This is a genomic window from Streptomyces sp. NPDC048659, assembly GCF_040650575.1.
Taxonomy (GTDB): Bacteria; Actinomycetota; Actinomycetes; order Streptomycetales; family Streptomycetaceae; genus Streptomyces.
On sequence record NZ_JBEZHM010000019.1, the window covers coordinates 50,827 to 65,234 of the forward strand.

At 71.8% G+C, this 14,408-nt stretch carries 15 protein-coding genes and 1 pseudogene; 8 read left to right on the top strand and 8 right to left on the bottom strand.

Annotation, left to right across the window (positions count from 1 at the left end; all coding sequences use genetic code 11):
• Positions 1-7 precede the first annotated feature (7 nt).
• From AB0C99_RS17115 to AB0C99_RS17145, 7 genes are all read left to right on the top strand, one after another.
• Positions 8-262 carry a hypothetical protein gene (locus tag AB0C99_RS17115; RefSeq protein ID WP_362475599.1) on the top strand — a complete coding sequence of 85 codons (255 nt, stop codon included), beginning with the start codon at positions 8-10 and terminating at the stop codon, positions 260-262.
• A gap of 23 nt (positions 263-285) precedes the next feature.
• Complete coding sequence (locus AB0C99_RS17120; RefSeq protein WP_362475600.1) at positions 286-1,035, top strand: hypothetical protein; 750 nt, start codon at positions 286-288, stop codon at positions 1,033-1,035.
• 86 nt (positions 1,036-1,121) lie between these two features.
• Positions 1,122-1,847 carry a DNA methylase gene (locus AB0C99_RS17125; protein ID WP_362475602.1) on the top strand — a complete coding sequence of 242 codons (726 nt, stop codon included), beginning with the start codon at positions 1,122-1,124 and terminating at the stop codon, positions 1,845-1,847.
• A complete protein-coding gene (locus AB0C99_RS17130) occupies positions 1,844-2,764 on the top strand; it encodes a bifunctional DNA primase/polymerase (RefSeq protein ID WP_362475604.1) in 921 nt (306 codons plus the stop codon). The genes AB0C99_RS17125 and AB0C99_RS17130 overlap by 4 nt, the downstream gene beginning before the upstream one ends.
• A gap of 65 nt (positions 2,765-2,829) precedes the next feature.
• Positions 2,830-3,990 (top strand): DUF3631 domain-containing protein, encoded by a 1,161-nt coding sequence (locus AB0C99_RS17135; RefSeq protein ID WP_362475606.1) that lies wholly within the window; start codon positions 2,830-2,832, stop codon positions 3,988-3,990.
• 207 nt (positions 3,991-4,197) lie between these two features.
• A complete protein-coding gene (locus AB0C99_RS17140) occupies positions 4,198-4,419 on the top strand; it encodes a helix-turn-helix domain-containing protein (protein WP_362475608.1) in 222 nt (73 codons plus the stop codon).
• Between the two features lie 75 nt (positions 4,420-4,494).
• Positions 4,495-5,754 (top strand): site-specific integrase, encoded by a 1,260-nt coding sequence (locus AB0C99_RS17145; protein ID WP_362475610.1) that lies wholly within the window; start codon positions 4,495-4,497, stop codon positions 5,752-5,754.
• Between the two features lie 147 nt (positions 5,755-5,901).
• On the opposite strand, the gene AB0C99_RS17150 is transcribed toward AB0C99_RS17145, so the two are convergent.
• The 6 genes from AB0C99_RS17150 to rpsB form a co-directional block, all read right to left on the bottom strand.
• Positions 5,902-7,518, bottom strand: coding sequence for an MFS transporter (locus AB0C99_RS17150; RefSeq protein WP_362475612.1), 1,617 nt, complete (start codon positions 7,516-7,518; stop codon positions 5,902-5,904).
• A 127-nt stretch (positions 7,519-7,645) separates the two neighbouring features.
• On the bottom strand, positions 7,646-8,758 hold the full coding sequence (locus AB0C99_RS17155; protein ID WP_362475614.1) for a phosphatidate cytidylyltransferase: 1,113 nt from the start codon (positions 8,756-8,758) through the stop codon (positions 7,646-7,648).
• A complete protein-coding gene (gene frr, locus AB0C99_RS17160) occupies positions 8,758-9,315 on the bottom strand; it encodes a ribosome recycling factor (protein WP_362475616.1) in 558 nt (185 codons plus the stop codon). Before frr ends, AB0C99_RS17155 begins: the two co-directional genes overlap by 1 nt.
• 94 nt (positions 9,316-9,409) lie before the next feature.
• The gene (gene pyrH / locus AB0C99_RS17165) at positions 9,410-10,174 is read right to left on the bottom strand and encodes a UMP kinase (RefSeq protein WP_362475618.1); all 765 of its coding nucleotides are present in this window, start codon (positions 10,172-10,174) and stop codon (positions 9,410-9,412) included.
• Positions 10,175-10,331: 157 nt separating this feature from the next.
• The gene (gene tsf / locus AB0C99_RS17170) at positions 10,332-11,168 is read right to left on the bottom strand and encodes a translation elongation factor Ts (protein WP_362475620.1); all 837 of its coding nucleotides are present in this window, start codon (positions 11,166-11,168) and stop codon (positions 10,332-10,334) included.
• Positions 11,169-11,279: 111 nt separating this feature from the next.
• Positions 11,280-12,188, bottom strand: coding sequence for a 30S ribosomal protein S2 (rpsB, locus tag AB0C99_RS17175; protein ID WP_362475622.1), 909 nt, complete (start codon positions 12,186-12,188; stop codon positions 11,280-11,282).
• A gap of 254 nt (positions 12,189-12,442) precedes the next feature.
• Here rpsB and AB0C99_RS17180 point away from each other — a divergent pair.
• Positions 12,443-12,808 (top strand): annotated as a pseudogene (locus tag AB0C99_RS17180) (M23 family metallopeptidase); the annotation flags it as partial.
• Positions 12,809-12,930: 122 nt separating this feature from the next.
• Here the strand turns inward: AB0C99_RS17180 and AB0C99_RS17185 are convergent.
• Positions 12,931-13,491, bottom strand: coding sequence for a helix-turn-helix domain-containing protein (locus tag AB0C99_RS17185; RefSeq protein WP_362475719.1), 561 nt, complete (start codon positions 13,489-13,491; stop codon positions 12,931-12,933).
• 57 nt (positions 13,492-13,548) lie between these two features.
• Entirely contained in the window at positions 13,549-14,385 is an 837-nt protein-coding gene (whiG, locus tag AB0C99_RS17190; RefSeq protein WP_362475624.1) for an RNA polymerase sigma factor WhiG, read from the bottom strand.
• Between the last annotated feature and the right edge of the window lie 23 nt (positions 14,386-14,408).

Sequence of the window (14,408 nt, forward strand, 5' to 3'; positions counted from 1 at the left end):
GACCACCATGCCCCGACTGCGCCTCCGTGTGACCGGCTGGACCCGCCGCACGCTCGCCCTCACCGACACGCCCCGGCCCGACTGCCCCGACTGCCACGGCGCGGGCGGGCGCTCGTACGACTACGGCGACTACGACACCGGCGAGTACGCCGGCACCGAATGGGAGCCCTGCCTGTGCTGGGACGAGACCCGCTCCTGGACCCTCCTCCCGCTCCCGCGCCGCGCCCCGTCCGGCGGCTACAGCGACGAACCGCCCTTCTAGCCCCTGCCCGACAGGAGATCCGCATGTCTGTGACCACCGCCGTCGCCACCCGGCGCGGCACCCGCCCCCGCAACGCCGACTCCGCCGTCGTCCACCGCCTGCCGGGGACGCCGATGGTGGCCGCCGCCCTCGTCGATGGCATCGGCAACACCGCCGCCGCCGTCGAGTTCTCCTACGTCGCCGCTCAGGTCGCCGCCCGCGTCGGTGCCCGCAAGGGTCCCTTGCTCGGCATCCTGGCCGCCGCCGAGATGGCCGCCGCCCCGCCCGGCGCCCGCGTGGAAGACGGGGTCGCCGTCGTCGCCGTCTCCAGCGCCGAGTCCGGCATCACGCAGATCGCGTGGACCGGTGACGCCCGGATCTACGGATGGACCGGCACCGAACTCGTCCAGCGGTCCACCGACCAGACCATGGGCACGTGGCTGCGGAACTGGGGCGGCACCGCCGTCACCCTCCACCGCGACGACCGCCCCGACGAGACCGTCACCACCGAGGCCGCCGCGCTCGTCCTGGACGACCTCGCCCGCGCCGCCCTCGGCCGCTGCTCCATCGCCACCGTCCCGCTCGCGTTCATCACCGACGGCCTGGTGATCCTCACGTCCGACGGCGCCCACACCCAGACCACCCACGACGTGATGAAGCGGCTGGTCCGGGAGCACGCGGGCGAGCCGCAGGCCCTCGCCGACGCCATCACCGCCGCCGCCCGCCCCGACTCCGACGGCTACCGCGACGACGCCACCGTCGTCGTCATCCGCGTCACGCCCGCCACCCACTAGCCCCCGCATACACGCCGGGGCGACCGCGTCGTCTCGGCAAAAGGGATGCGGTCGCCCCGGCTCCAGCCAGAACTGGAGCACCCAGCATGACCCATTCGACTTTCATCCGGCGAGATGGCCACCGGCCCTTACTCCTGGACCTGTTCTGCTGCGCCGGCGGCGCCGCCACCGGCTACCACCGGGCCGGGTTCGACGTCATCGGCGTCGACATCGCCCCGCGCCCGAACTACCCCTTCACCTTCGTCCAGGCCGACGCCCTCGCCTTCCTCGCCGACCTCATCGCCACCGGCGAGATCGCCCAGTTCTCGGCCGCGCACTCCTCCCCGCCGTGCCAGGCCGGATGCTCCCTGACCGTCGGCACCAACCAGGCCATGGGCTGGGGCGGCACCCACATGGACCTGGTCGCGCCGACCCGCGTCCTGCTGGAGGCGTCCGGCCTGCCGTACGTCATCGAGCAGCCCAACGGCCGCGCCCAGATCCGCAAAGACCTCACCCTGTGCGGCGAACAGTTCGGCCTCGGCGTGATCCGCCACCGCAACTTCGAGCTCGGCCGCTGGACGACCGCCCAGCCCGCCCACAAGCCCCACCGGGGCCGGGTGCGCGGCTGGAGGCACGGCGCCTTCTTCGACGGGCCGTACGTCGCCGCCTACGGCAACGGCGGCGGCAAGCCCTCCGTGGCGGAACTCCAGGCCGCCATGGGCATCACCTGGACCGACGTCCGCGAGGAGCTCACCGAGGCCATCCCCCCGGCCTACACCGAATGGATCGGCACCGCGCTCATGGCCCAGGTCCGGGTGGAGGTGGCGGCGTGAACGACCTGCCCACGATCGACCTGGCGGGCCTGGACCTGCTCGCCCACGCCGTCGCGGCGGCCGAGCGCGGCTGGCACGTCTTCCCCCTTCGCCCCCGCGACAAGCGACCCGCCGGCCACCCCGAGCGGACCTGCCCCGGCACCGGCCGGTGCGCCGCCGGGCACCGCACCCCCGAGCAGCGGGCCACCACCGACCCGGACCTCATCGCCGCCGCCTGGACCCACGCCCCCTACAACATCGGCATCGCCACCGGCCCGAGCCGGCTGCTCGTCGTCGACCTCGACACGGTCAAAGAGGGAGAACAGGAAGGAACGCCTGACGGCGTGACTTCCTTCGAAGCGCTCTGCGAGCGCGCCGGGCAGGCCGTCCCCCTCACCCACCGAGTCCGGACGTGCCGTGGTGGACAGCACCTGTACTTCACCCCGCCCACCGGCGCCCGCCTCGGCTCCACCGCCGGGCGCCTCGGCACTCACATCGACACCCGGGGCTGGGGCGGGTACGTCGTCGCCCCCGGCAGCACCACCCCCGACGGCACCTACACCCTCCTCGACAGCCGCCCCCCGGCCCCGCTGCCCGGATGGCTGCTGGATGCCCTCACCGCCCGCCCCGAGCCCGTCCAGGCCGCGCCGGCCACATGGGCCGTGAACGGACCGCGCGTCGCCACCGTCGCCCTGGAACGCGAGACCACCGCCGTGCAGAGCTCGCCCGAGGGCGGACGCAACACACAACTCCTCTCGTCTGTTAGGGCGTTGGGGCGGTTCGTCGCGTGGGGAGACCTCCCCCGGCACGTGGTCGAGGACGCTTTTCAGGGAGCGGGGGAGGCGGCGGGACTCCCGCCGGCCGAGTGCCGCGCGACCATCCGCAGCGCCCTGGACTGGTCCATCCGCACCGCCCGCCCCCGGCAGGCCGCCGCATGACCGGCCCCAACTCCCCCCACCTGAAAAGCACCACCCCCAGCGCCCCCGCCCGGAGGGAAAGCAGCATGTCCGAGCCCATCGACGGGGCCGCCCTGCTCGACCAGGTGGAGAAGTTCCACCGCCGCTTCAACGTGTTCCCGAGGGAAGCCGCGTACGTGGCCGTGGTGCTGTGGGACGCCCACGCCCACCTCCTGGACTCCTTCGACTCCACCCCCCGACTGGCCTTCCTCTCCCCCGAGCCCGGCTCCGGCAAGTCCCGGGCGCTGGAGATCGTGGAGACCCTGGTCCCCAAGCCGATGGTCGCCGTCAACGCGTCCGCCGCCGCCCTGTTCCGCGCCGTGTCCAGCGGCGAGGGACGGCCCACGATCCTCTTCGACGAGATCGACACCGTCTTCGGCCCCAAGGCCGGGGACAACGAGGAACTCCGCGGCTTCCTCAACGCCGGGCACCGCCGCTCCGGAGTCACCTACCGGTGCATCGGCGACGGCGGCAACCAGACCGTGCAGGCATTCCCGTCCTACACCGCCGTCGCGGTCGCCGGACTCGGGTCCCTGCCCGACACCATCCTCACCCGCTCCGTCATCGTCCGGATGCGCCGCCGCGCCCGCAACGAGCGGGTCGAGCCCTACCGCCAGCGCCTCCACGAGAAGGAGGGCCACCAGCTCCGCGACCAGCTCGCCGCATGGGCCGAGCAGGTCAGCGAGCAGGTCCGCGACGCCTGGCCCGAGCTCCCCGAAGGAGTCACCGACCGCCCCGCCGACGTGTGGGAACCGCTGCTCGCCGTCGCCGACGCGGCCGGCGGGGACTGGCCCAAGCGCGCCCGCACCGCGTGCCTGGAACTCGTCAAGGCGTCCCAGGCCGACGACAAGGGGTCCCTCGGCATCCGGCTCCTGACCGACCTGCGCGACCACGTCATGATCGGCGTCGACCGGCTCCCCACCATCGCCGTCCTGGACCGCCTCAACTCCCTCGACGACGCCCCCTGGGCCGACCTCCAGGGCAAGCCCCTCGACAACCGAAGGTTGTCCCGGATGCTCAGCGAGTACATGACCGGCGACAACGAGCCCATCGGCTCCCGCAACATCCGCACGTCCGGCGGGATCCTGAAGGGCTACTACGCCACCGACCTCCACGACGCCTGGCAGCGCTACTGCCCGCCCCCCTCCCAGCAGCCGCTACAAGCGCTCCAGCCGCTACATCCCAGCTCACAGCCCCTTCCCGCGTAGCGGGGCACCCCCGATGTAGCGGCTACGCACACACGTCACACCAGCCCCGCCCCACCACACCCGGACGGGCCCGGAACCTGCCGTAGCCGCTACATCCCACCCTCCCGCTACACCCACCACGCCGCTGACCTGCGATGTAGCGGCGAAGCGCATGTAGCGGACTTTCCAGGAGGGGGCCGGGAAGGCCCCGCTGAGAGGAGAGCGAGCGTGGCATCCGCCATCACCACGCTGCGGGCCGGACTCCCGGACCGCTACCTCACCCCCGAGGACATCGCCGCGATGTTCTCCGTACCGATCGAGACCGTCTACCACTGGCGCAAGCAGCGCACCGGCCCGCCCGGATTCCGCGTGGGCCGCCACGTCCGATACGACCCCGCCGCAGTCCGCGACTGGGTCACCAGACAGAGCAGCCTCGACATCGTCGCCTGACCCGAATCACCCGGCCCGTGGCGCTTCCCCCGGAGCGCCACGGGCCTTCTCATGCAGCGAAAGGACCTCAGCCCAATGGCTGGCCACATCCAAGACCGCTGGTACAAGGCCGAGACCGGCCCCGACGGCAAGTCCGTCAGAGTCAAGACCGACCGCTACGGCACGGGCCTCCGCTACCGGGCCCGCTACATCGGCCCCGACGGCACCGAGAAGTCCAAGAGCTTCCCCGACAAGCAGAAGCGCCTCGCCGAGCGGTGGATCGCAGAGATCGCGGCGGACATGGCCCGGGGCACCTACGTCGACCCGCGCGCCGGGCGGACCACCTTCAAGAGCTACACCGACAGGTGGCTCCAGGGGCTGACCTCAGAGCTGTCGAGCCAGATCGAGATCGAGCGTCGACTTCGGCTCCACGCGCTCCCCGTCCTCGGCTCCCGGCCGCTGGACTCCTTCCGGCCGCAGCACATCCGGGAGCTCCTCGCCGTCCTGGAGGCGAGCCCCATCGGCGCCTCGTACGCGCGGAACATCTACAGCGATGTCCGGGCCGTCCTCTCCGCCGCCGTGGACGACGGGCTGCTGGCCCGCAACCCCTGCGCGGCACGGACGGTCCGGCCCCCGTCGCCCGAGCCGCGTCGGGTCGTCCCCTGGACTCCCGAGCGCGTCCTCGCCGTCCGCCAAGGACTCTCCGGCCGGTACCGCGCGACCTGCGACACCGGGGCGGGATGCGGGCTGCGGCAGGGCGAGATCTTCGGCCTCGGCGAGGACGCCGTGGACTACAACGCCGAAGTCATCCATGTCATCAGGCAGGTGCGGTTCATCCGCGGCAAGGCCGTGTTCGCCCCACCGAAAGGCAACAAGGAGCGGGACGTACCCATGTCCCCGTACGTCGCCGCATCCCTGCGTCGGCACTCGGAGGAGTACCCGCCCGTGGAGGTGACTCTCCCCTGGCGTACGCCGGACGGGCCACTCGTCACCGTGCGCCTGCTCTTCACCAACACGGCGGGCGGGGTGATCTGGCGGAGCAACTTCAACATCCAGGAGTGGAAGCCCGCGCTCGCGGCGGCCGGCGTCATCCCGGTGCCGGAGAAGGGCAAGCCGTACGCCTCCGCGCGCGAGCACGGGATGCACGCGCTCCGGCACTTCCTCGCCTCCGTCCTGCTGGATGCCGGTGAGAGCATCAAGGTCGTCTGCGAGCTCCTGGGGCACTCGGACCCCGCGCTGACCTTGCGGGTGTACGCGCACCTCATGCCGTCGACGTCGGAGCGGGCCCGGAAGGTCGTGGACAGGGTGTTCTTGCCCGGCCCCCGCACTCTGGACGGCCCAGAGACGGCCCAGTGACCTGAAAAGGGCCTCTGAGTAACACACAAAGTGCTGGTCAGAGGCCCTTTTCGCACCCGCTCCCGGTGAGTTCTCCGGGCTTGGGCATGGTCCTACCAGTGTCGCAGACGCGGGCCGGTGCGCCCGTTCCCCCCGGGCCCTCCGGGGTCAGGGGACCGGGGCCCCCGGCTGGGTCCTCGGCACCCGGGAGGTGAAGAAGAGGGCCAGGACCGAGGCGCCGGCCAGGATCGCGAGGGCGGCGCGCAGGCCGTCGAGGCGGGCGGCGGCGTTGGCCTCCAGGGCCGCGTCGGTCACCTCCGGGCTGGTCCCGGCCCGGTCGAGGGCGGCGGTGAGCTGGGTGTCGGAGAGGAACGGGACGCCGCTCGCCAGCTCGACCGAGGCGGTGCTCTTGACCTCGCTGGGCACGGCCGGGTTCCGCTCGACGGCGGTCAGGAACGAGGAGGTCAGCGCGGCGATCATGAGCGAGCCGGCGAGGGCGGTGCCGAGCGAGGCGCCCAGGTTGGTGACGGCGTTCTGGATGCCGCCGACCTCGGCGCTCCGCCGGTCCGGGACGGCGGAGACGGTGACCGCGCCGAGCTGGGAGGCGAGCGCGCCCATGCCGAGGCCGATGAGCAGCAGCGGGATCGTGACGATCTCCGCGCCCGCGTCGGCGTCCAGCGCCGCCATCAGGACGACGGCCCCGGCGAGCAGCGCGAGCACCCCGAGGCGCACGACCCGGCGCGGCGAGACCTCGGGCAGGAAGCGCGGGATCAGCAGGGCGGCGGCCAGCAGGGTCAGCGACAGCGGCAGGATCCGGGCGCCGGTGGCCAGCGCGGACAGGCCGAGGGCGACGGAGAGGTAGAGCGGGACGACGAAGAAGACGCCCATCTGGACGAGGTACTGGAAGAAGAACATGATCAGGCCGCCGGTGAGCTGCCGGTTGCGCAGCAGGTCCGGGTGGACGAGCGGGTCCCGGCCGCGCCCGACCAGGCGCGCCTCCCAGCGCAGGAAGAGCCAGATCAGCAGCAGTCCGGCGAGCGTCGTCCACACCACCAGGGACACCCCGAGCCAGGAGGGCGCGTCGGGCTTGGGCTGCACCCAGCCCCACTCGTCGGAGCGCAGCACGCCGTACACGAAGATCCCGAGACCGGCGGCGGAGAGCACCGCGCCGACCAGGTCGAGCCGCGTGCGCTCCTCGGCGGCGGCGTCGGCGATGGAGCGGGCGCACGCGAGGATGACGAGGACCAGCAGGACCTCCCCGGCGAAGACCCAGCGCCAGGAGAAGTAGGTGGTGGCGACGCCGCCGATGAGCGGGCCGAGGGCGATGGCGACGGCTCCGGCCGCGGCGACGACTCCGTACGCGAAGGGGCGCCGCCCGGTGGGGAAGTTCCCGGCCACCAGGGCGACGATCGCGGGCATGATCAGCGCGGCGCCGACGCCCTCCAGGAAGGACCAGCCGATCAGCAGCACCGTGAGGCTGGGGGCGAGGGCGGTGGTGAGCGAGCCGGCGCCGTAGACACAGCAGCCGATCATGAAGGCGCGCTTGCGGCCGATGAGCGCCCCGATCTTGCCGCCGGGGATCATGAACATCGCCATCACCAGGGTGTACGCGGTGATGGCGCCCTGGATGCCGGTCACGGTGGTGCCGACGTCCGCGGCCACGGTCGCGATGGACACGTTCATGACGGAGCTGTCGAGCGCCATCAGGAACTGTCCCGAGGCGAGGGTCAGCAGGACGGTCAGGGACCCCGGGGGCTTCCCGGCCGAGCGGGCCTTCGGTGTCATGGGCGGAGCCTTCCCGCCCGGCCCGTCCGGTCCCTGCGCCCCGCGCAGAGGTCCCCCGCCCGGCGCAACGGCGAAGGGCCCGCCGCCCCCACAGGGACGACGGGCCCTCACGGGCGGACGGCGGGGCTCAGCCGCTGCCCACGAAGACCACGAGCAGCAGCCAGACCACCGGCGCCGTCGGCAGCAGGGAGTCCAGCCGGTCCATGATGCCGCCGTGCCCGGGCAGCAGTGTGCCCATGTCCTTGATGCCGAGATCGCGCTTGATCATCGACTCGCCCAGGTCGCCCAGGGTGGCGCTGGCCGCGACCGCGAGGCCGAGCAGCAGGCCCTGCCACCAGGTGCCGCCGTCGATCAGGAACTCCATGCACAGCGCGCCGGCCGCCATGGCGAAGGCGACCGCGCCGAAGAGTCCCTCGCGGGTCTTCCCGGGGCTGATCCGCGGGGCCAGCTTGTGCTTGCCGAAGCGCCAGCCCACGGCGTACGCGCCGGTGTCGCTGACCACCGTGAGGATCAGGAAGGTCAGCACCCGCCACGGGCCGTCGTCGGCGGTCAGCAGCATCGCCACGAAGGTCGCGAGGAACGGCACGTAGAACGCGGCGAAGACCCCCGCGGTGACGTCCTTGAGATAGCCCTCGGGCGGCTCGGTCATCCGCCAGACGAGCACGGCGAGCGCGGTCAGGGCCATCGCGACCCAGGCGCCCTCCGCCCCGCGCACGTACCCGGCGACGACCATGGCGGCGCCGCCGACCGCGAGCGGGACCAGCGGGGCCTTGATGGCCTTGCGCTCCTGCAGGCGGGAGGTGAGCTCCCACAGGCCGACGACCACGGCGACCGCTATCACGCCGACGAACGCGGGCTTCCAGATGAACAGCGACGCGATGATGACGACGCCGAGCCCGACCCCGACCCCTATGGCAGCGCCCAGGTCTCGGCCCGCGCTCTTCTTCTGCCGCGGCTGCTGCCGGGGCGAGGGCGCGGACGCGGGCTGGGACGGGCTGGACATGGGCTCCTGCGGGTGCTCGTGCGGCGTCACGTCACGGAACGGGGGACCGCCCTGCTGGGCGGCCCCCCGGTCGTGATCGTCCTGGTTGCCGTCGGCGGGAACGTCGTCGGACACGATGGGCATGGGCCGAGTCTGCGCCGCCCACTGCCCTTCGTAGGCGGGACCCGCCGGGGCAGGCCCCTGGTCGGGTCCCCCGAAGCCGGTTCCGGCCGGGGCCCCCCAGGAAGAGTCGTTCATCAGACCTCGAGGAGCTCGGCTTCCTTGTGCTTCAGGAGCTCGTCCACCTGCGCGACGTACTTCGCGGTGAGGTCGTCGAGCTCCTTCTCGGCGCGGCGCACGTCGTCCTCGCCGGCCTCCTTGTCCTTGACGAGCTTGTCGAGGGCGTCCTTGGCCTTGCGGCGCACGGCGCGGATGGAGACCTTGGAGTCCTCGGCCTTGCCGCGGGCGACCTTGATGTACTCGCGGCGGCGCTCCTCGGTCAGCTCCGGGAACGTCACACGGATGATGTTGCCGTCGTTGCTGGGGTTGACGCCCAGGTCCGAGTCGCGGATGGCCTGCTCGATGTTGCGCAGCGCGCTCTTGTCGAACGGGGTCACCACGGCCATGCGCGGCTCCGGCACCGAGAACGACGCCAGCTGATTGATCGGGGTGATGGCACCGTAGTAGTCCGCCACGATCTTGTTGAACATCGCCGGGTGCGCACGGCCGGTGCGGATCGCGGCGAAGTCCTCCTTGGCGACCACGACGGCCTTCTCCATCTTCTCCTCGGCCTCGAGGAGGGTCTCTTCGATCACCACTTGCTCCTGCGTGTCGTCGCGTTGTGTCCTGCACGGCTGTACGACCGGCAGGGCTCTGTCCATCCCCTCGCGGGGCGGTTCCCGGTTCGGGTCAGGCCCGGGTGCCCTGGTCGCTCACGAGAGTGCCGATCTTCTCACCCTTCACCGCGCGCGCGATATTGCCCTCGGCGAGCAGTTCGAAGACGAGGATCGGGAGGTTGTTGTCCCGGCACAGCGTGATGGCGGTGGCATCGGCGACCTTGAGGTCGCGGGAGAGCACCTCGCCGTACTCCAGCGCGTCGAACTTGACCGCGTCGGGGTTGGTCTTCGGGTCGGAGTCGTAGACCCCGTCGACACCGTTCTTGCCCATGAGCAGGGCCTCGGCGTCGATCTCCAGCGCGCGCTGCGCGGCGGTGGTGTCGGTGGAGAAGTACGGCATGCCCATGCCGGCGCCGAAGATGACCACGCGGCCCTTCTCCAGGTGGCGCACGGCGCGCAGCGGGATGTACGGCTCCGCGACCTGACCCATGGTGATGGCGGTCTGCACGCGGGAGTCGATGCCCTCCTTCTCCAGGAAGTCCTGGAGGGCGAGGCAGTTCATCACGGTGCCGAGCATGCCCATGTAGTCCGAACGGGCCCGGTCCATGCCGCGCTGCTGGAGCTCGGCGCCGCGGAAGAAGTTGCCACCGCCGATGACGATGGCGATCTCCGCGCCGTCGCGGACCACGGCGGCGATCTCACGCGCGATGGCGTGCACGACGTCCGGGTCGACCCCCAGCCCGGTGCCGCCGGAGAAGGCTTCCCCGGACAGCTTCAGCATGTAGCGGCCGGTCTTCTTGCCGATGTTGTCGTCGCCCTGTGCGGCGCCCTGATTCATGGAGGTCTCCTCGTGCACATACGAAGAAGGCCATTGCCTGGGGTCCTTGCGGCTTCCCGTACGGCAATGGCCTCCTCGTCAGATCTGCGGCCGTCCCGCGCGAACGCGGGCGGCTGCCTCAGACCCTACCGGGGTCCGGTGTCCGTTGCTGACGGACTCAGATGCCGACCTTGATGCGGGTGAAGCGCTTCAGGGTGACACCGGCCTCGTCCAGGACCTTCTGGACGGACTTCTTGTTGTCCAGGGCGTACGGCTGGCCGAGCAGCGTGGCGTCCTTGAAGAAGCCGTTGACGCGACCCTCGACGATCTTGGCGATCGCGGCCTCGGGCTTGCCCTCGGCGCGGGTGGTCTCCTCGGCGACGCGACGCTCGGTCTCGACGACCTCGGCCGGCACGTCTTCCTTGGTGAGGTACTTCGGGGCGAACGCGGCGATGTGCTGCGCGACACCCTTGGCGACCTCGGCGTCGGCCTTGTCGAACTCGACGAGGACACCGATCTGCGGGGGCAGGTCGGGCATCGTGCGGTGCATGTACGCGTAGACGAAGCCGTCCGCGTACTGCGCGAAGCGGTCGAGGACGATCTTCTCGCCGAGGTTGGCGTTGGCCTCGTCGACGTACGCCTGGACGGTCTTGCCGGCCTCGATCTCGGAGGCGAGCAGGGCGTCGAGGTCCGCCGGGGCGGTGGCGGCGACGTGCTTGGCGAGCTCGGCGGCGACGGCCTGGAACTTGTCACCCTTGGCGACGAAGTCCGTCTCGCACTTCAGCTCGACGAGGGTGCCCGAGGTGTGGTCGTCGGCGATGAGGGAGACCACGGCGCCGTTCTCGGCAGAGCGGCCCTCGCGCTTGGCGACGCCCTTCTGGCCCTTGATACGGAGCGCCTCGACGGCCTTGTCGACGTCGCCGTCGGCCTCGTCCAGGGCCTTCTTGCAGTCCATCATGCCGGCGCCGGTGAGCTCGCGGAGCTTCTTGACGTCAGCGGCGGTGTAGTTCGCCATGAGTCTGTTTCTCTCTCGAAGTCTGAAAGATCGGGCGGGTCCACGGGTGGACGGCGGGGGCTTCGTGGGCCCCCGCCGTCGTCACCCGAAGGTCCTCAGGGTCCTGAAGGGTCAGCCCTGCTCGGCCGGAGCCTCGGCCTCGACGGCCTCGGCGACGACCTCGGCGGTGGCGTCGGCAGCCTCGGCGTCCGCGACCTTCTCGGTCTCGGCGGAGGTCTGGACCTCGGCGTCGTCGGCCTTCTTCTCACCCTGGAGCAGGTCGCGCTCCCACTCGGCGAGGGGCTCGCCGGCGGCCTTCTCGCCCGGCTTCGAGTCGCCGGTCGCGGCGCCGGAGCGGGCGATGAGGCCCTCGGCGACGGCGTCGGCGATCACGCGGGTGAGCAGGGTGACGGAGCGGATCGCGTCGTCGTTGCCCGGGATCTTGTAGTCGACCTCGTCGGGGTCGCAGTTGGTGTCGAGGATCGCGACGACCGGGATCTTGAGCTTGCGCGCCTCGCCGACGGCGATGTGCTCCTTCTTGGTGTCCACGATCCAGACGGCGCTGGGCACCTTGGACATCTCGCGGATACCACCGAGGGTCTTCTCCAGCTTGGCCTTCTCGCGGGAGAGGACCAGGAGCTCCTTCTTGGTGAGACCCGAGGCGGCGACGTCCTCGAAGTCGATCTGCTCAAGCTCCTTGAGGCGCTGCAGACGCTTGTAGACGGTCGAGAAGTTGGTGAGCATGCCGCCCAGCCAGCGCTGGTTGACGTACGGCATGCCGACGCGCGTCGCCTGCTCGGCGATGGCCTCCTGGGCCTGCTTCTTCGTACCGACGAACATGATGGAGCCGCCGTGCGCGACGGTCTCCTTGACGAACTCGAAGGCGCGGTCGATGTACGACAGCGACTGGAGCAGGTCGATGATGTAGATGCCGTTGCGCTCGGTGAAGATGAAGCGCTTCATCTTCGGGTTCCAGCGACGGGTCTGGTGACCGAAGTGGACGCCGCTCTCCAGCAGCTCCCGCATCGTGACGACGGCCATGGCCATCTCCTTGTGGTTTCTCGGTTGTTTTCCTGACGCCCGGACGCGCCGTGCCACGAGGGACCGAAAGGCGCTGCCATCCGTCACGAGGACCGATGGCGGGGCGTGCGAAGTCGACCCGGTGACCCGGGTCGCCACAGAAAGTGTACGGGACCCCGGAGGCGTCGGGTGACGGGCCTGTCCACAACCGGCCGGTTGTCCACAGATCGGGCCGGGGCCCGTCACGGCGGGGCCGCGGCGGGCAGCCTGCCGCCATGCGCCACGTCACGCTTCTCCTGCTGCCCCTGCTGTCCCTGCTCACGGCGGTCTGGCCGGTCGGGCCGCCCCGCCCCGAGGTGCTGCGCGGCTTCGAGCCGCCGCCCGGGCCGTACGCGGCGGGGCACCGCGGCGTCGATCTGGCGGCCCCGCCGGGCGCCCCGGTGCGGGCGCCCGCGGCGGGCACGGTCGCCTTCGCGGGCCCGGTCGGCGGCCGGGGCGTCCTCACGATCACCCTGAAGGGGACGGGGACGGGGACGGGCGCGCCACCGCTGCGCACGACCTTCGGGCCGGTGGAGCCGCTGGTCCGGGCGGGTGCGGCGGTGCGGGCGGGCGAGGTGGTGGCCCGGGTCGCGCCCGGCGGGCACTGCGCGCGCCCGTGTCTGCACTGGGGGCTGCTGCGCGGCACGGCCTACCTGGACCCGCTGCGCCTGCTGCGCGGCGGGCCGTCCCGGCTGCTGCCGGTGCCGGTGCCGGGTCCGGGGGCTCAGACGCCCCGGACGCCGCCCAGCGCCATGGAGACCGCGGCCTCGGCGATGACGGCCGGGTCCTCGGCCGCGCCGAGCTCGATCCGGCGGACCGCCGCGTCCACCACGCCCTGGAGGAGCATCGCCTCCAGCCGGGGCTGCGGGCGGCCCAGGGCGGTCAGGGCGTCGACGATCATGGTGACGAGGCCGCCGTGCGCGGCGCGGATCTTCTCGCGGGCGCCGTCGTCCAGCTCGCTCGCGGAGATCGCGACCACCGCGCGGTGCCGCCGGTCGCCGACCAGGTCGAGCTGGCTGCGGACGTACGCCTCGACCTTGCCCTCGGCGGTCTCGGCACCGGCCATGGCGGCCTCGACCTCGGCGGCCCAGACCGGGAAGTCGACCGCGCACAGCTCCTCGACCACGGCGGCGCGGGAGCGGAAGTACTCGTAGACCGAGGAACGGGCCAGGCCCGTGCGCTCGGCGAGGGCGGGGAAGGTCAGCGCGTCCGTCCCGCCTTCGGACAGCAGGGAGCGCGCGGCGTCCAGCAGGGCGCCGCGCTGCATCGTCCGGTGCTCGGCCACCGAGGCCGCTCGAATCCTTGGCACGGATCCACTCTACGGCGGGAGCGGCCCGCCCGGTCAGCGGCCCACGTCGGCCAGCTTGGCGCGGAGCTGGAGCACGGACTTGGTGTGGATCTGGCTGACCCGGCTCTCGGTGACCCCGAGGACGTGTCCGATCTCGGCCAGCGTGAGGCCCTCGTAGTAGTAGAGCGTGACGACGGTCTTCTCCCGCTCGGGGAGGGTGTTGATCGCCCGCGCCAGCAGCCGGCGCAGCTCGCGGTCCTCGGCGACCTCGACGGGGTTGTCGGCGGCGGTGTCCTCAAGGGTGTCCATGAGGGAGAGCCGGTCGCCGCCCTCGCCGCCGACGTGCAGCAGCTCCTCCAGGGCGACCACGTTGGCCAGGGACAACTGGCTGAAGACCGAGTGCAGTTCCTCCAGGGTGACGCCCATCTCGGCGGCGACCTCGGGCTCGGTGGGGGTGCGCCGGAGCTGCGCCTCCAGCGTGGCGTAGGCCCGTTCGACGTTGCGGGCCTTCTGGCGCACGGAGCGGGGGATCCAGTCCAGGGCCCGGAGCTCGTCGATCATCGCGCCGCGGATGCGGGTGATGGCGTACGTCTCGAACTTGATGGCCCGCTCGACGTCGAACTTCTCGATCGCGTCGATGAGTCCGAAGACCCCGGAGGAGACGAAGTCCGCCTGCTCGACGTTGGACGGCAGGCCGACGCTGACGCGTCCGGCGACGTACTTCACGAGGGGCGAGTAGTGCAGGATCAGCTGCTCCCGCAGCCGCTCGTCGCCGGTGTCCTTGTACGAGCGCCACAGCTCGTCGAGCGAGGTCGGTGCGGGCGGTCGCACGGTGCCCCGGGCTGCTGGGGGCACCGCAGCGCGGTCAGACCCGGAGGTGTGCTGGGGCATGGGTCGCCTTGAGCCGTTCTGCT